The 16,186-nt window shown below is 45.4% G+C and carries 17 protein-coding genes; 9 read left to right on the forward strand and 8 right to left on the reverse strand.

Translation table 11 applies throughout. The annotated features are described in order from the left end of the window. Positions 1–711, forward strand: a complete 711-nt coding sequence (locus PP175_RS04455) for a DsbA family oxidoreductase (protein WP_272441635.1) — start codon at positions 1–3, stop codon at positions 709–711. Positions 712–795: 84 nt separating this feature from the next. On the opposite strand, the gene PP175_RS04460 is transcribed toward PP175_RS04455, so the two are convergent. The 4 genes from PP175_RS04460 to PP175_RS04475 all read right to left on the reverse strand — a co-directional run bounded on the left by PP175_RS04460 (position 796) and on the right by PP175_RS04475 (position 4,414). Then, a complete protein-coding gene (locus tag PP175_RS04460) occupies positions 796–1,818 on the reverse strand; it encodes a DUF3231 family protein (protein ID WP_272441636.1) in 1,023 nt (340 codons plus the stop codon). A 98-nt stretch (positions 1,819–1,916) separates the two neighbouring features. Further along, positions 1,917–2,828 (reverse strand): aldo/keto reductase, encoded by a 912-nt coding sequence (locus PP175_RS04465; protein ID WP_272441637.1) that lies wholly within the window; start codon positions 2,826–2,828, stop codon positions 1,917–1,919. Between the two features lie 221 nt (positions 2,829–3,049). Continuing rightward, on the reverse strand, positions 3,050–3,937 hold the full coding sequence (locus tag PP175_RS04470; protein WP_272441638.1) for a peptidylprolyl isomerase: 888 nt from the start codon (positions 3,935–3,937) through the stop codon (positions 3,050–3,052). Between the two features lie 216 nt (positions 3,938–4,153). After that, positions 4,154–4,414 carry a DUF1292 domain-containing protein gene (locus PP175_RS04475; RefSeq protein WP_272441639.1) on the reverse strand — a complete coding sequence of 87 codons (261 nt, stop codon included), beginning with the start codon at positions 4,412–4,414 and terminating at the stop codon, positions 4,154–4,156. 232 nt (positions 4,415–4,646) lie between these two features. On the opposite strand from PP175_RS04475, the gene PP175_RS04480 reads away from it, so the two are divergent. The 6 genes from PP175_RS04480 (at position 4,647) to treR (ending at position 11,176) form a co-directional block, all read left to right on the forward strand. Then, the gene (locus PP175_RS04480) at positions 4,647–5,330 is read left to right on the forward strand and encodes an SGNH/GDSL hydrolase family protein (RefSeq protein WP_272441640.1); all 684 of its coding nucleotides are present in this window, start codon (positions 4,647–4,649) and stop codon (positions 5,328–5,330) included. A gap of 65 nt (positions 5,331–5,395) precedes the next feature. Further along, positions 5,396–6,574, forward strand: coding sequence for an acyl-CoA dehydrogenase family protein (locus PP175_RS04485; RefSeq protein ID WP_272441641.1), 1,179 nt, complete (start codon positions 5,396–5,398; stop codon positions 6,572–6,574). 178 nt (positions 6,575–6,752) lie between these two features. Further along, the gene (locus PP175_RS04490; protein ID WP_272441642.1) at positions 6,753–7,253 is read left to right on the forward strand and encodes a PTS sugar transporter subunit IIA; all 501 of its coding nucleotides are present in this window, start codon (positions 6,753–6,755) and stop codon (positions 7,251–7,253) included. A gap of 50 nt (positions 7,254–7,303) precedes the next feature. Next, entirely contained in the window at positions 7,304–8,710 is a 1,407-nt protein-coding gene (gene treP, locus PP175_RS04495; protein WP_272441643.1) for a PTS system trehalose-specific EIIBC component, read from the forward strand. 46 nt (positions 8,711–8,756) lie between these two features. Next, complete coding sequence (gene treC, locus PP175_RS04500; protein WP_272441644.1) at positions 8,757–10,442, forward strand: alpha,alpha-phosphotrehalase; 1,686 nt, start codon at positions 8,757–8,759, stop codon at positions 10,440–10,442. A 23-nt stretch (positions 10,443–10,465) separates the two neighbouring features. Beyond that, positions 10,466–11,176, forward strand: coding sequence for a trehalose operon repressor (gene treR, locus PP175_RS04505; protein ID WP_272441645.1), 711 nt, complete (start codon positions 10,466–10,468; stop codon positions 11,174–11,176). 29 nt (positions 11,177–11,205) lie between these two features. Here the strand turns inward: treR and PP175_RS04510 are convergent, their stop codons facing one another. From PP175_RS04510 to PP175_RS04520, 3 genes are all read right to left on the reverse strand, one after another. Then, the gene (locus PP175_RS04510; RefSeq protein ID WP_272441646.1) at positions 11,206–11,850 is read right to left on the reverse strand and encodes a GntR family transcriptional regulator; all 645 of its coding nucleotides are present in this window, start codon (positions 11,848–11,850) and stop codon (positions 11,206–11,208) included. 117 nt (positions 11,851–11,967) lie between these two features. Continuing rightward, complete coding sequence (locus PP175_RS04515; protein WP_272441647.1) at positions 11,968–13,344, reverse strand: MFS transporter; 1,377 nt, start codon at positions 13,342–13,344, stop codon at positions 11,968–11,970. 68 nt (positions 13,345–13,412) lie between these two features. Further along, entirely contained in the window at positions 13,413–14,609 is a 1,197-nt protein-coding gene (locus tag PP175_RS04520) for a CaiB/BaiF CoA transferase family protein (protein WP_272441648.1), read from the reverse strand. A 124-nt stretch (positions 14,610–14,733) separates the two neighbouring features. On the opposite strand from PP175_RS04520, the gene PP175_RS04525 reads away from it, so the two are divergent. Both PP175_RS04525 and PP175_RS04530 read left to right on the forward strand, forming a co-directional pair. Then, entirely contained in the window at positions 14,734–15,624 is an 891-nt protein-coding gene (locus tag PP175_RS04525) for a hydroxymethylglutaryl-CoA lyase (RefSeq protein WP_272441649.1), read from the forward strand. Between the two features lie 93 nt (positions 15,625–15,717). Continuing rightward, the gene (locus PP175_RS04530) at positions 15,718–15,933 is read left to right on the forward strand and encodes a hypothetical protein (protein ID WP_272441650.1); all 216 of its coding nucleotides are present in this window, start codon (positions 15,718–15,720) and stop codon (positions 15,931–15,933) included. A gap of 87 nt (positions 15,934–16,020) precedes the next feature. Here PP175_RS04530 and PP175_RS04535 read toward each other — a convergent pair whose 3' ends face one another. Further along, entirely contained in the window at positions 16,021–16,176 is a 156-nt protein-coding gene (locus PP175_RS04535) for a hypothetical protein (RefSeq protein ID WP_272441651.1), read from the reverse strand. Positions 16,177–16,186 lie beyond the last annotated feature (10 nt).

The following is a 16,186-nucleotide window of genomic DNA, read 5'->3' on the forward strand; positions in this document are numbered from 1 at the left end:
ATGAAAATTGAAATTTGGTCTGATTATGTTTGACCGTTTTGCTATATTGGCGAACGCCGGCTGGATGCCGTGCTAAAGAGTTTTCCCCACAGCGATCAGGTCGAAATTAGTTACCGCTGCTTTGAACTTGATCCCGATGCAGAGCGGGATGTAGATTACAATTATTACGACAAGCTGGCCATGAAGTATGGGATGAGCCGTGAGCAGGCAATTGCGGCCAGCAACAATACCAAACGCCAGGCTGAGATGGTCGGCCTTGAGTTTAACTATGACACCATGGTGTTGACCAACACGTTTGATGCTCACCGACTGACATTGCTGGCAGCTAAGCATGGGAAAATGCTAGAAATAAGTGAACGCTTATTCCGCGCCTTTTTTACCGAATCGAGACATATCGGCGACCATAAGACGCTGGTGCAACTGGCCGTTGAAGTCGGCCTCGACCCGGCCGAGTCGGCGGCAGTCCTTGAAAGCGATGCGTTTGCCGGGGACGTACGTGCCGATGAACAGGAAGCGATGGATCTGGGAGTTACTGGGGTGCCGTTCTTTGTGATCAACCGTAAATACGCGATCTCGGGCGCACAGCGAAGTGAAGTGTTCCTGGACGCCTTGCAAAGGGCATGGCAGGAAGAGCAGCCTTTAACCATTCTGGGCGGAGATGGCGAGATCTGTGACGAGAACGGATGCCGCATTCCGGATAAAAAGGAATAGCGCGACAAAAAGAGTATGAGTAATAGGTTCAACCCTACTCATACTCTTTTTTATGCCGTTTATGTCGTTCATCGTATTTGGTACCTACACTCTTACAAGTTCATCACGGTTATTGGCTTTTGGCATTTCCTCTAGCCATCCATGTTTAATCATGATATTGGCTGTATCTTCTGCGTATCGAAGAAAATCATCCATTAGCGTCGCGTATTGTGCTACAAGATCACGCCTAAAGGTTACAGCCATACTTCCTCCATAATTCATAACGGTAATGGACATAAGAGACGCCACATGAAACGCCATGATTTTATCTGAAAACGGGGAATCCTTAGCGTCTGTTACATCCGTGTCCCAGGACATCGGTACGGGCAGGTTGTCTTTACTGAATAGGTCACTAAATTTTTGAATTTGCTTCTTGCACAAATCTCTTCCCCTGATAAAGAATTCCCGAAGTTCCTCGGACTTCGCTACTTGACTAAAGCCCATAAGCAACGCTTTAGCAAGATTGTTGGATTGAATGTTTAGATAATAATGGGTGATTTCTGTGGCATTAAGCGGTCTTGCCACACGGAATATCCCCCCTAGATAGCTCTGATCCCTCACATAGTGAATCTCGTCCGGTACATCAATATAAGGCGGACGGATATAAAGGCCTTTGGCTAACAATACCTCAGTTGCTTTGTTATGGGTTTCTCTCGAGAAGTTGAGCAAGTCGTTATACAAAGAACGAATATCTGAGCGGGCTGATAAAGTTAAATAATTTCCATGTAAGAGGACACCAATCCTGGACATCTGATGGATATAATTAAGGAAAAACGTATCCGAATACAAACGGGGAGCATTTGTATTCACATCATCTTTTCCAAAACCATGTGGGATTGGAATTTTGTCCTCTTTAAAGATTTGCGTTACACGTTCTATTTGTTTCTGAGCCTGATTTAACGCAAGCTTTATCACTTGTTTTATTTCGGTCTCCTCAACTTTTTCTAAAAAATAACTGAGAAAACAAGTCGTTACACTATCTGACATATAGGTATTCCACAGACTAGACAACTCTACTGATGTTAGGCGTATTTTGTGTTTTTTACTCGCTTCGTTATGTTTCTCCATTCTATCCCTCCGTCCTATGCTCCTTTTATTTTGCTACCTGAATTGTAAAGTATGCGCGTTTATTTTTGAATGAGATACAAGGTGAGGGAAGGGATGTTTTAACGATGAGATTCATACCTGTTGGCTTTCGACCATTGTTGAATTTGCCGAATTTCTTCCACAGTTAATGGCAAAGCTTTTGCTGCTTTTACATTTTCGTATACTTGTTCCAATCGGCTCGCTCCAGGGATCACCGTCGCTACGGCCGGGTGTGCTAAGGCGAACCTTAAAGCGATCTGGGATACACTTCTATCTGCTGTTGACAGCGCTTTTAAGCGTTTGACGAGGTCTACGATCTCCTCTGCATGATAGTCCAAGTATCCGTTATCAATCGGCTTGTTCAATACTTTGTCGGACAAGTTTCCTTTTGCTACAGGGCCACGGGCAATAAGACTGATCTGATTCTTCTGAAGCAGCCCAAGTACTTCTTCCTCCGAGCGGCGATCGAGAATACTATACTGTGACATCACACTAACAATGTTGGAACGGTGTACATACTCTCGGATAACATTAGGCCGAATAGAGGAAATTCCGTAATAGCGAATAAGGCCTTCCTGCTTTAATTCTTCAAATGCTTCAATTGTTTCCTCAATCGGATCCTCCAAAGTCCCACCGTGCAGCTGATAAAGGTCTATGTAATCTGTCTGCAGGCGGCTGAGGCTTTTTTTTACAGCCTCCTTTATGTACGCTTTGGAAGGATCCCAAAACCATCCTTCTTTGTTTTCATGCCATCGGTTGCCAACCTTAGTAGATAAGATCACATCCTGGCGTTTTCCTTTCAAAGCCTGCCCAACGATCTCTTCATTTCTTCCGAAGTCATAAAGGTCAGCAGTGTCTAAAAAATTAATCCCCTGGTCAAGTGCCTCATGAATGAGCCGTATTCCTTGTGCTTCTATGGTACCAATGGACATACAGCCAAAGCCTATTTCCGTCACATAAAGAACAGAACTTCCGAGCTGGTTCTTTTTCACAATTAGCCTCCTTGGTTTATCTGCTTATATAGTAACTATCATACATGATAACTAGACAGGTACGGTATACATGAAACGGCACTGAGATGGTCCCAATGCTTTTTACTTTCTAGTGATATTGCGATTCCTATAAAGGTCGCAAATAAAGAAACCCCCGTATACCGAATGGTACGTACGGGGGTGTGACAGGTGGGGGAGAGTACAGTCCCTCTGCTAATCGATTATGGTTGTTGCGGAGGCATAGTAGCCGCCGGTTGGGCAGTTAGGGCATTCGCCAGGTCTTTATCTTTGATGTTAACCTTGTCTTTTTTCACAAGTTCGTCCAGAACAGGCTGGACCGGTTTTGCCTGCTTTTCTAATAGCTGGCGACGGAGGTCTTTTTCCATATCGGCATACGCAAGAACGCGCTTCTGCGTAACTTTAATGATATGATAGCCGAATTGCGTTTTAACAGGAGCGCTAATCTTTCCAACAGGAAGAGAGAAGGCGGCCTTTTCAAATTCCGGCGTCATTAAGCCTTTGCCGAAGAAGCCAAGATCGCCGCCGTTTGCAGCACTCGATGTGTCGGTAGAATATTGTTTTGCAAGGGTGGCGAAATCTTGACCCTGGTTGAGTTTCGCCTCAATATCGTTCGCCGTCTTTAGATCCTTTACAAGGATGTGAGAAGCGCGTACCTGTACTTTATTTTGTTCATACAGTTTTTTCACATCCGCGTCGGATACCTTGGCATCTTTTGTAGCGGCTTTTAATTGCAGGAGGTTCTCTCGAATCTTCTGCTTAAGTTCAGTTTCGTCTTTAATCCCATTCTGCGCTAATGCCTGGTTGAAAGCATCCGTGCTCGTATAGCTTTTTTTCAAACGCTGAACCTCGTCGTTGACTTCCTGATCCGATACAGGAAAGTTCTTTTCGAGAAGTTTTGTGTATATCATCTGCTGAAGCACTTGATTACCATATTGCTTCTTCATCTCATTATATAAATCATCTTTCGTAATCTGTCCAACGCTGGTGTCCACGACTACATTGTTGGTGCCGGTGCTTGTGCTGTATGCGATAACCGGTATTGCAGCAAAAACACACGCAACTAAAACCCATAAAACCGTTTTTTTCAACGTACAAATCCTCCTTGTTTGAATGTAGCAATAATTAAGCCCCATACATACCGTACCAGATTACAAAACAAATGTGTCATAATAATGTCAGGGAAACTGTTTCCAGCAATTCGGCGGTATCAAAAAATACTTTATGTCAGACTTTTAAAAGCACGCGAAAACCCCCTGTAACGATTGCCACAGGGGGTTCTTGTAATGACTGTATCTTGGTTGGTATTATTGCAGTTCTGCCGGTTCGGCCTCTACAGCAATTTGATAGGCGGACAGAATAGCGTCCAGCTCTTCAGGGTCAGAAATCCCAACAAGCTGCTGGTCTTCTCCTTCGCCGGTAATGCGCATCGCTATGGTTTCGTCACCCGATGATAGCAGGGCATAAGATTTATCTTCCATGGTAAACATGGCTTCCACCGCGAACTCCTTTTCTGCTCCTTCATTATCGATAACGGTAATGTAATCTCTTACCTCATCATGATTCACTTCAACATCCCTCCCCATCGGTTTGTTAGTGATACTATGCCCGTTAAAATCTGTGGTTATGAGGACGCAAGGGATGGAATGTAGCGTAGATGAGGTTCAGCCAAAAAAATTCATTACTTTATCGCTTTCTCTTGATAAACAAAGTTAAAAGTTTTGGTAATTCCGGTATAATAAGAATAAACGGACAACTTTAGAAGTCCGCACTACGCCTAAATCAGGAGCAGGGATCAAAATGAAAATTGTTTGTTTTGGTGACAGTATTACCAAGGGTGTCACGTACATCAAAGGCCGTCTGCGCATCGTGAAGGAAAACTATCCGTCTTTTCTGCAGAATTTCTTCTCTGAGAATGCTGCAGCGGATGTTACGGTGCTAAATAAAGGGGTATTTAATGATAACTCCAATTTGCTCGTGAAGCGACTGGATAAGGATGTCCTCTCTGAAGAGCCTGATTACGTCATTATTGGAATCGGAGGAAATGATTGCAATTTTAATTGGGGAGAAGTGGCTGAACATCCTGAACAGGAACACGAGGCAACAGTGCCGCTTGACCGTTATCTGGATAATGTGAAGAATATTGTATTCAGGATTAAAGAATGCGGAATTACGCCTATCGTCCTTACGCTGCCACCGCTTGATCCTGTCCGTTACTATAAAGCGATCTCAGTCGCCTATGACAAATCGATCAGCCACTGGATCAGCATGTGCGGTGGAATCGAGCACTGGCATGGTTTATACAACCGCAGCTTGAACAGCCTCATTTCAGAATTGGATGTTTTAAAGGTAGATATTCGCACTGCAATCAAAAACGCCGGGGATTTCTCTGCGCTAATTAGCGATGACGGGATCCATCTGACTCCGCAAGGTTATAAAGAAATGGGCGGTGCTATTTTTACAAATTTATCGTGGATTAAATAACCCAATACATAATCGGCAAAGAAACAAAATAACAAAAACCTTAAGTGTGAAAGAAGGTCTTGTATGTGGGAAGGAAAGAAATCGATTATTTTATCCGCAATGAACGGGAAGCTGAGTTGGCTGCATTAGCCGATGGATTAGCGGAGCGGTTTAAGGAACGCGCACCCATCCATGATGCGGAAGGCTCCTTTCCGTTTGAGAACTTCGAGGAATTAAAACAATCAGGCTACCTCAAGTTAACCACGCCAAAAGAATACGGCGGCGAAGAAATATCCTTATACGAGATGCTGCTGGCACAGGAGCGGATTGCGCGCGGCGACGGGTCGACTGCCCTGGCTGTAGGGTGGCATATGGGTTTGATGCTGAACCTACGTATTACGCGCCCATGGCCGGAAGAATTGTTTGCAAAGTTCTGCCGGGATGTCGTGGAGAACGGGGCTATGATCAACAGCTTTGCGAGCGAGCCAGTGACCGGAAGCCCTACCCGTGGCGGAAAACCGGCGACGACTGCTGAGCGCACAGATAGTGGCTGGGTAATAACAGGGAGAAAAACATACAGTTCACTCAGTCCCATCCTCGATCAATTTATTGTGTCAGCCAGCATTGCCGGAGAAGATAAGGTTGCCGAGTTTTTAATCCGCAAGTCGGATCGGGTGCATATTGAAGAAACGTGGAATACACTGGGCATGCGTGCCACGGGAAGCCACGATATCATCCTGGACCACGCTGAAGTTCCAGCCAACGCTTTTATAAGAGAGTTTATTCCAGGCAAATCAAAAGGCGATTCGCGGGGCAACGGCTGGCTGCTTCATATTCCGGCCTGCTACCTCGGAATTGCGGTTGCCGCACGCGATTTCGCGCTCAATTTTGTGCGCAGCTATCGGCCGAACAGCCTACAGAAGCCCATTGCAGAGCTGCCACACATTCAGGAGAAAATCGGACAGATGGAAGCGGAGCTAAAAACTGCCCGCACCCTGATGTACGCGGTTGCCGCACGCTGGGATGATAACCCTGGCGAACGGGGCGACTTAGCTGATGAACTTGGGCTTGTAAAATACACAGCGACGAATTCAGCCATCTCGATCGTAGACAAAGCAATGCGGGTTGTCGGCGGTGCAAGCCTGTACCGGACGTATCCGCTGGAGCGGATGTTTAGGGATGTGCGCGCAGGCCTGCACAACCCGCCGATGGATGATGCGGTTATACGCAACCTTGCTCTTTCGGCACTGAACGAAAAAAAGTAAATTATCTCACAGTCGTCCCCTCCGCGCAATCCGTGGAGGGGATTCTTTACGCGATTTTTGCAAAAAGTATACACAAATCATAATTTTAATTGACGAAAGATGTATATACATCTTAAAATATAAGTATAACTTGTATATACATGTTCTAAAAATGAAAGCGGTTTAGAGGAGGAATTTCATGTTTAAAAATTTATTTGGCAAAAAAGATAAGCAGACGGAAGAAACGATTTTAGCGCCTCTTACCGGAAAAGTTGTCAATCTTGATCAGGTCCCAGACCCTGTATTCTCTCAAAAAATGATGGGTGACGGCTTGGCGATAGAACCTGCAGAGGGAACGGTTGTAGCTCCGGTGGACGGGGAAATCGTTCAGTTCTTTCATACAAAACATGCGATTGGCCTTCGTTCAAAAACCGGCCTGGAAATTCTTATTCACATTGGATTGGAAACGGTAACACTTGAAGGTGAAGGATTCGAAGGACACGTAAAAGAGGGCGACAAAGTTAAGGAGGGAGACCGACTTATTACGTTCGATCTTGATTTCATCAAGGAAAAGGCCAAAAGCGCCGTAACCCCGATCATCATCACAAATGGGGATCGCGTTGAATCACTGGATAAACAGGCCAATATGCGGGTTACCAAAGGCGATACAGAAATTATGAATGTCCACTTAAAACAATAGTACAGAAAAACGTCCTTTGTTTTGGGTGTGACTGCAGGAGGAGAAGCAGTATGAATACGAAGCAATCAGCTGAACAAATTGTTCAGGCTATTGGCGGCAGGGAAAACATTGCTGCTGCAACACATTGTGTAACGCGGCTTCGCTTTGCGCTTAAAGACGAAGGCAAAGTGGATAAAGAAGCGCTCGATAATGTCGATCTGGTAAAAGGCTTTTTCTCAACAAACGGGCAGTTCCAGGTTGTTATCGGCCAGGGAACCGTTGATAAAGTCTACAATGACATGGTTGACCTTACCGGTGTAGGCCGCGCCTCCAAACAGGAGATGAAAGATGAAGCGGCCAAGAAGCTTAATACGCTTCAGCGTGCTATTAAAACGCTGGCGGATATTTTTATCCCGATTCTTCCGGCGATTGTAACCGCTGGTCTACTAATGGGGATCAACAACGTATTAACAGGCAAGGACATTTTCTATGCAGGCAAAGCGTTTGTAGATGTTCATGCCAGCTGGAAGGACGTCGCCGATATTATTAACCTCATCGCGAACACGGCGTTTACCTTCCTGCCGGCCCTCATTGGCTGGTCAGCTGTGAAAAAGTTCGGCGGCAGCGAGCTGCTCGGTGTCGTACTTGGGTTGATCCTTGTGCATCCTGCGCTGTTGAATGCGTGGAGTTACGGGGATGCGCTGGCTAAAGGTACCATTCCGCACTGGAATTTATTCGGATTGCAGGTTCAAAAGATTGGTTATCAAGGACAGGTTCTGCCGGTATTATTCGCTTCTTACTTACTAGCTAAAATTGAAGTGGCATTAAATAAACGGGTGCCGGATGCGTTTAAAATGCTCGTTGTGGCCCCAATCGCACTGCTTGTGACAGGTTTTCTATCTTTTATTGTTATCGGGCCGATTACGTTTGCAATCGGACAGGCGATTACGCATGCGCTTGTTGCTGTGTTCGGTTCATTCGCCGCATTAGGCGGACTTATCTATGGGGCGATTTACGCACCGCTTGTTATTACAGGGATGCACCATACGTTTCTCGCAGTGGACTTACAGCTTATCGGAAGCACAGGCGGAACGTTCTTATGGCCGATTCTTGCACTTTCTAACATTGCACAGGGTTCAGCGGCGCTCGCCGTAATGACCATTACGAAAGATGAAAAAGTAAAAGGGCTCTCATTGACATCCGCGATATCCGCTTATCTGGGTATTACGGAGCCGGCGATGTTCGGTGTGAACTTACGTTTCCGCTATCCGTTCATCTGTGCGATTGTCGGCTCAGCAATTGGCGGTATGTTCATTACGATGAATAAAGTATTGGCACCATCCGTAGGGATTGGCGGTCTGCCGGCATTCCTCTCGATTTTCCCACGAAGCTGGGGTCCGTTCTTCATCGGTATGGCCATTGCCGTTGTGATTCCGTTCATCCTGACTTTCGTTTATGCAAAAGTTCGAAGAAAGTAAATAATATGAAGCACTAAACAACTAGAACAGAATGGTGAGGCTAACAATGGAACAACCTTGGTGGAAGAAGTCTGTTGTCTATCAGATTTATCCGAAAAGCTTTAAAGATACTACCGGAGACGGTGTTGGTGACCTGCAGGGAATTATAGAGAAGCTTGATTATTTAAAAGAACTTGGGGTCGATGTTATCTGGATTACACCTATCTATCGATCTCCGCAGAAAGACAACGGGTATGATATTAGCGACTACTACACAATTTACGAAAAATACGGCAGCATGGAAGACTTTGAACGGCTGCTTGCCGAAGGGCATAAGCGCGGTATTCGCATCATTATGGATATCGTCGTCAACCATACATCGACCGAGCATGAATGGTTCCGCAAAGCGCGGGAATCTGAGGATAGCCCTTACAGGGACTTTTACATCTGGAAAGAAGGAAAAGACGGGCAGGAACCGACGAACTGGCAGTCCAAGTTCGGCGGGCCCGCCTGGGAATTTGACGAAAAAACAGGCAAATATTATCTTCACTTGTTTGACGTGACCCAGGCCGATTTGAATTGGGAGAACGAAGATCTTCGCCAGGAACTGTATAACATGATGCACTTCTGGTTTAAGAAAGGCGTCGATGGTTTCCGACTTGATGTTATCAACCTGATTTCAAAGGATCAGCGTTTTCCTGATGATGATGGCTCCATTCCCCCCGGTGACGGAAGAAGGTTTTATACAGACGGGCCACGGGTGCATGAATTCATTCGGGAGATGAATGAGGAAGTATTCTCCAAGTACGAGAGCATGACAGTAGGCGAGATGTCCTCGACTACGCTTGAGAACTGTATTCAATACACCAATCCAGAGAGCAAGGAGCTTTCCATGACGTTTAATTTCCACCATCTTAAGGTGGACTATCCGAATGGGGAGAAATGGGCATTGGCGGAATTTGATTTCCTTGCTTTGAAAAGAATCCTCTCAACGTGGCAGACGGGTATGCATCAGGGCAACGGTTGGAATGCTTTATTCTGGTGTAACCACGATCAGCCGCGCGTCGTAACCCGGTATGGGAATGATGGAGAATTCCGGGTGCAGTCCGCCAAGATGCTGGCAACCGTAATCCATATGATGCAGGGGACGCCTTATATTTACCAGGGTGAAGAGATTGGGATGACCGATCCGAAGTTTGATCGGATCGAACAGTACCGCGATGTAGAAACCCTCAATATGTATCGGCTGAAACAGGAACACGGAATGTCTCCTGAGGAAGTGATGGAGGTAATCAAACGCAGGTCCCGTGATAACTCTCGTACGCCTATGCAGTGGAATGACGGCCCGCAGGCCGGGTTTACCGGTGGAACGCCATGGATAGGAATTCCAGCCAATTATGAGTCAATTAATGTGGAGTCCGCTTTGGCCGATCCGGATTCTATCCTCTATCACTACAAGAAGCTGATAAGCCTGAGAAAAGAACTGGACATCGTGACCTGGGGCGATTATCAGCTGCTGGCTGAAGAAGATCCGCGTATTTTTGCGTATACGAGGAACTATAACGGTGAAACGCTGCTTGTCGTTAACAACTTCTATGGCAAGGACGCGACATTCAACCCGCAGGCTGAATTAGCAGAAGACGAACGTAAATGTGAGATTCTGCTATCTAACTATGCGGACTCCCCAATGCTTTCTACTGGGGTGGATCTTCGCCCGTACGAGTCGGTCGTTTATTATCTATCAGCCAGATGATACAATGATCACGGTGATAAACGATGAAAAATAAATATTTGGCGATTTATAACCAAATTGTACGCCAAATTCAGAACGGCTCCATCGAGCCAAATACCACGCTCCCCTCGGAAAATGATCTTGGGGAACATTATGGGGCGTCCAGAGAAACAATCCGTAAGGCTTTGCTTCTCCTGGCACAGAACGGCTACATTCATAAAATAAAAGGGAAGGGATCCGTTGTCCTCGATGTCAGCAAGCTTGATTTCCCCATTTCAGGGCTGGTTAGCTTTAAAGAAATCGCCCGAAAAATGGGGAAACCATCAAAAACGCTTGTACCTGAGCTAACCCTGATAAAGCCCGATAAATTCCTCATGAACAGATTGAGTGTTTCTAGAGATGATGAAGTATGGAAAGTCGTCAGGGTGAGGGTGATTGAGGATGAACGGATTATCCTTGATAAGGATTTCTTCAACAAACAATTTGTACCTACTTTAACGAAAGAAGTGTGCGAGGACTCCATTTATGAATACCTGGAGAATGAAGTTGGCATTGTGATTAGTTTTGCCAAGAAGGAATTTGTTGTGGAAGATGCGACGGAAGAGGACAGGCAGTATCTCGATCTGGGCATCTACAACATGGTGGTCGTGGTCCGTAATTATGTGTACCTCCACGATGCAAGCCTCATGCAGTATACCGAGTCGAGGCACAGGCCGGACAAGTTTAGATTTGTGGATTTTGCCCGGAGAAATTAAATGGAGAGGGTCTGTTTGCAGGCCCTCTTTTATATTAAAAAGGAAAAGGCGTGGTCCCTACCTACAAGTATATGCTCTTTCATTGCGATTTCCGCGCGCACAGGGTCTTTATGTATAACGGCATTTCCGATTGTTGTGTGGGCAGTTAAAGAATTTCCGACCTGTTCATACGTATATTTATGATAAGACTTATAGATCAACGGGATCACCATCAGCCGATCTAATATATAAGGCAGTTGTGGATTTTCAGAAGCATTCCATATTAAATGATGAAATTTTTGGTTAATTTCTACGAATTTATCAACATGACCTTCCAAAATGCCATCTGTTTTCACCTGTTCATACAAATCCTTGAATTGTTCAATTAAAAAAATAATTTCTAAACCATGCTGATCATTTCTGTTATATGCAGCCTGCTGGGCGGCAAACCCCTCGAGCAGCACTCGCAGGTTAAAGATATGGTTAATTTCATCAACGGAATAACTTCTTACAACAGCACCCCTATTAGGGGTAAAACGAATAAGCCCTTCAATTTCTAATCGGCGTAAGGCTTCACGAATAGGAGTTCGGCTTATTTTCAATTGGTCTGCTAATTGAGCTTCCAGCAGACGTTGGTTAGGTTCAAGGGCGCCGCGTATAATCCAGGTGCGCAGGGTTTCGTATGTATCCGACATAGGTCCACTCCATCATTTTAATAAAAATACTATACCATATTTTTTCTTCTTAAATAATTCGGAGTATTCAGTGTAAATGATAACCCCCGGCTTATTAAGAACCGGGGATGGGTTTATTTAAATAAACTTGGTTCCGCTTTCATAATTGTTGTCCATGATTTCTTCTTTCTCAATTTCCTCCAGGCTCATCTGTTTGGTTTCCCGACCGAGAAACAGAATGGCTAGAGCCATAATGACATACATGGCACAGGAAGACCAGAAGACCGCGTTTTGCCCGCCATGAGTAAATAGATAAGCAATTAAGTAGGGAGATACAATCGTACCTGCGCGACCAAAAGCATTGGCAAGCGATGAACCTGTCATCCGAATAGAGGTTGGGAATAATTCTGGAATATAGCTTGCCAGGATGACTGCGATTAGAATATTGCCTCCCATTACGTATATAAATCCAAGTGTCATAATCTCAACCGGACTCTTGGATCCTCCGTACATAACGGCAATAATTCCAAGCAGCAAAGATATGACAGCAAGTGTGTATTTTCTGCCCACTCTATCCATGAGCCATGCAGCTAATGCGTTTCCCGGGATAGCGCCGAGCATAATCACAAGTGAAAAAGTAAAGGTCTTTACTTCGGAAAAGCCCTGCTTGATGAAAAAAGTGGGAATCCATGCGGTGAAAGTGTACCAGGTAGTCATGGTAAATGTTGAGATAATAATGGATAGTAGAGTAATCGTTCGGATACCTGGAGACCATAGCGAAATGACCTTTTTACGCTGCGATTTGGCGGCTTGGCTGTACACTGTTGCGGGGGGGAGATCTTTTACATGTTTTTCAAACTGTACAAGTACCTTTTCTGCTTCTTCTGACTTTCCTTTTTCCTCAAGCCAACGTGGTGATTCGGGCAGATACCTCACCTGAAGCGCCCAAACGAGAATAGGCGGTATGCCTGCGATCCAAAACATAACTCTCCAACCGAAATCAGGGATAAAATATAGGGCAACTAATGCTGCAGCTGGTTGCGATAGATTAATTAAAAATGAAAGGGCACCCGTCCAAAATCCTCTGGTATGTTTTGGCGTAAACTCCACCCACATTCCATAACCGACTACGATGACAGAGCCAAGGCCAAGCCCTGCAATTGCACGAAAAGCAATAAGCCATCCAAAAGAAGGAGCAATCGCACAAAGTATCGTAAAAATTCCATATACGAGAAGAGAATATTTAAGCGTGAACTTTCTGCCTAGCCGATCCCCAAGCGCCGCAGCGATGAGAGTCCCGAACAGAAGCCCGAAGAATGTACTGGAAATGAAAGAAGCATTCCCTGCTACTGTAGAAAATTTCATTGCTACCATGGACGCAAGAACCGATCCGGCTAAATAAATATCAAAGCCATCAAAGAATCCGCCGCCAGCCAACAGCATGAGAATTGAATAATGGCGCTTTGTCATTGGTAACCGGTCAAGACGGGGCCCTGCATGCACTTGTTTTCCCATTCTCCATTCTCCCCTTTCAAATTACTTTCAGTAAATGATAAAGCAGGAAAAATTATGACACGTATGAATCAAATCACCTCTTTTGATGCGAGTTTAGTTAACTTTGATTCGTCAAGACCAAGCAATTGCGCAAAAATCTCCTGATTATGCTGTCCAATGGAGGAGGGGCCAGAATGTTGAATTTGACCGGGTGTTCGGCTGAGTTTGGGTACGATTCCCGGCATAGGAAATGAACCGAGGGCAGGGTGTTCATAATTGATGATCATTTCTCTAGCCAGGAAATGCGGATCGTTAACCATGTCCTGTGCGGTAAATATTCGGCCTGAGGGAACGCTGTGGTGGACGAGTATTTCGAGTAGCTCATTACATGTTTTTGTCCTCGTCCAGCATTCGATGCGTTCATCCAGTTCTTTCTGATTGTTTCCTCTAGCGGAGTGGGTTGCATATTTCGAATCCTCAGCCAGCTCAGGCTGGCCCATGGCACAGCATAAGCGTTTAAATACGGTGTCTGCGTTGCCTCCAATCGCAATCCAGGATTGGTCCTTTGTTTTGTAAATATTTGAAGGCGCGACACCGGGCAGAATATTGCCTGAACGTTCCCGGATTTTGCCGAGCACAACGTATTCCGGAAGAATGGATTCCATCACGCCAAATACAGCTTCATATAAAGCAGTATCCACAACTTGCCCAATTCCTGATCGTTCTCGCTCATGCAGGGCGGTTAAACACCCGATTGCCGCGTACAATGCAGCAAGTGAATCGCCCATGCTAATGCCTGTTCTTACCGGAGGCCGATCAGGTTCCCCTGTAACGTAGCGAAGCCCTCCCATTGCCTCACCTACAGAACCAAAACCAGCCCTATCTTTGTAAGGCCCTGACTGACCAAATCCAGAAGTGCGGACTAAAATCAGCCGGGGATTTATTTCAGACATAATCTCATATCCCAGATTCCATTTCTCCAACGTCCCGGGGCGGAAATTCTCAATAACAACATCGATATGGGGGAGGATTTTCTTTACTATTTCCTGCCCTTCCGGTTTTCTAAGATTTAAGCTGATGCACTTCTTGTTTCGGGACTGAATCGCCCAGAAAAGTCCGTGGCCATCTATTGTATCTCCCCATTTTCTCAGCGGATCAGGGCGGTCAGGAGGTTCGACCTTAATAACTTCCGCACCAAAATCCGCCAGCAAGCGGCCGGTAAACGGGCCAGCAATGTAAGAACCAAGTTCTAGAACACGTATGTCCGACAATGGAAGATTAGACATAATAAACACCTCCGAGCAATATTGTATACAAATAGTCTTTGAATGTTTGCTATTTTCTTAATTAACTTTATGTTTCAGCCTATGATTGTATGCAATCGTAATTTTCAGAAAGCAGGTGATGGTCATGATCGAAATTTGTGAGGTGGGGCCGAGAGACGGTCTGCAAACAGAAGCAACGATCCTATCGATAGAGAAACGAGTCGAGATAATTTGCAGGTTATCAAGTCTCGGTATTAAGAAAATTGAATGCGTTTCCTTTGTTCGGGATGATATGATGCCTCAAATGGCCGGTGCTGAACAGATTATGGAGCTATTGCCCACTGTGCCTGGTGTTCGATACGCTGGATTAGTACTCAGTGCAAGCGGTATGAACAGAGCACTTTTCTTAGAAAAACTCACGGAGATCCATGTTGCTGTCGCAGCTTCGGATGCATTTAATGAGAAGAATGTTGGACGAACAACCTGGGATACGCTTACCAGGCTGTCTTCTCCAATTAAAGAGGCACTGGAGTCGGGAAAAAAGGTTAGGGCAACTGTAGCAACCGCTTTTGGTTGTCCTTATGAAGGCAAGATTGCTTTAAAACGGGTTTTAGAAATGATCGAGTTTTATCTGAATCTGGGTGACTGTGGTATTGCTTTAGCCGACACAACAGGCCTTGCTAATCCCAGGCAAGTTAGCCAAATCGTCAGGGAAATCACGAATCGCTTTCCAGGGGTTTGTTTGTCCCTTCACTTCCATAACACTCGCGGGTTAGGACTTGCTAACGTGCTGGCTGGAATACAGGCGGGAGTGAGCAGGTTTGACAGTTCAATCGGAGGATTGGGCGGATGCCCTTATGCACCTCAGGCAGTGGGAAACGTTTGTACGGAGGATCTGGTTAATATGTGTGAAGCTATGGGGATAGAAACAGGAATAAACCTGGAGGGATTAATTGAAACGGCTAAATGGGTTGAACACCAGCTGCAGCACAAACTGGATGGACTTGTTATGAAGGCAGGGCCCATTAAAGGATAGTACCTGTAAAATAATGTAAAACAATCTCGCATCCCACGGATATTTTTTGCTGTGTGTGGGATACTCCTTAATAGGCGAGGAGGTGATCCAATCATGGCAGCAAACAAAAATAACAGCATCCAACATGGTATAAATGCAGCTCAGGCGCATGCAACGAACAGCCAGGAGCAGCAGCACGTTCAGGAATTAGCTTCTGAACTTCAAGCGGGTGCACAGAATACAACTGCAGGTAACACTGCAGCAAACGCGTTAGGGGCTAACACAGCTGCAACGAATACAGCTGTGAATGAAGCTCAATCTAAAAGCTAAATGAATAATCAAGGCTAATTAATACCAGCATACAGGCGGATAGTTGTTAACTATCCGCCTTCCTCTGTAGAAACGCTGGAAAGTACATTAACTCTGCAGCTTGCGAGAAATCTCCTGGTAGAGCGCACGCCATTCTTTTGATGCTTTCCTCAGATGGGGGTACATAACGGCAAAGTTTTCTTCTTTTTGCTGTTTGGATTCCTCAATCTTTTTACTTGCTGGCTTCCTGCCTGTTCTTTTCATGGCATCCTCC

Origin of the sequence: Aneurinibacillus sp. Ricciae_BoGa-3, from assembly GCF_028421645.1 — a bacterium.
Lineage (GTDB): Bacteria > Bacillota > Bacilli > Aneurinibacillales > Aneurinibacillaceae > Aneurinibacillus_B.

What these genes read in the sequence shown, in the direction of transcription:
- PP175_RS04510 (WP_272441646.1), bottom strand. Translation starts at nt 11,850, where the DNA reads ATGTCGGATACATACGAAACCCTGCGCACCTGGATTATACGCGGCGCC.
- PP175_RS04535 (WP_272441651.1), bottom strand. Translation starts at nt 16,176, where the DNA reads ATGAAAAGAACAGGCAGGAAGCCAGCAAGTAAAAAGATTGAGGAATCC.
- PP175_RS04460 (WP_272441636.1), bottom strand. Translation starts at nt 1,818, where the DNA reads ATGGAGAAACATAACGAAGCGAGTAAAAAACACAAAATACGCCTAACA.
- treC (WP_272441644.1), top strand. Translation starts at nt 8,757, where the DNA reads ATGGAACAACCTTGGTGGAAGAAGTCTGTTGTCTATCAGATTTATCCG.
- PP175_RS04530 (WP_272441650.1), top strand. Translation starts at nt 15,718, where the DNA reads ATGGCAGCAAACAAAAATAACAGCATCCAACATGGTATAAATGCAGCT.
- PP175_RS04515 (WP_272441647.1), bottom strand. Translation starts at nt 13,344, where the DNA reads ATGGGAAAACAAGTGCATGCAGGGCCCCGTCTTGACCGGTTACCAATG.
- treR (WP_272441645.1), top strand. Translation starts at nt 10,466, where the DNA reads ATGAAAAATAAATATTTGGCGATTTATAACCAAATTGTACGCCAAATT.
- PP175_RS04480 (WP_272441640.1), top strand. Translation starts at nt 4,647, where the DNA reads ATGAAAATTGTTTGTTTTGGTGACAGTATTACCAAGGGTGTCACGTAC.
- PP175_RS04525 (WP_272441649.1), top strand. Translation starts at nt 14,734, where the DNA reads ATGATCGAAATTTGTGAGGTGGGGCCGAGAGACGGTCTGCAAACAGAA.
- PP175_RS04520 (WP_272441648.1), bottom strand. Translation starts at nt 14,609, where the DNA reads ATGTCTAATCTTCCATTGTCGGACATACGTGTTCTAGAACTTGGTTCT.
- PP175_RS04490 (WP_272441642.1), top strand. Translation starts at nt 6,753, where the DNA reads ATGTTTAAAAATTTATTTGGCAAAAAAGATAAGCAGACGGAAGAAACG.
- treP (WP_272441643.1), top strand. Translation starts at nt 7,304, where the DNA reads ATGAATACGAAGCAATCAGCTGAACAAATTGTTCAGGCTATTGGCGGC.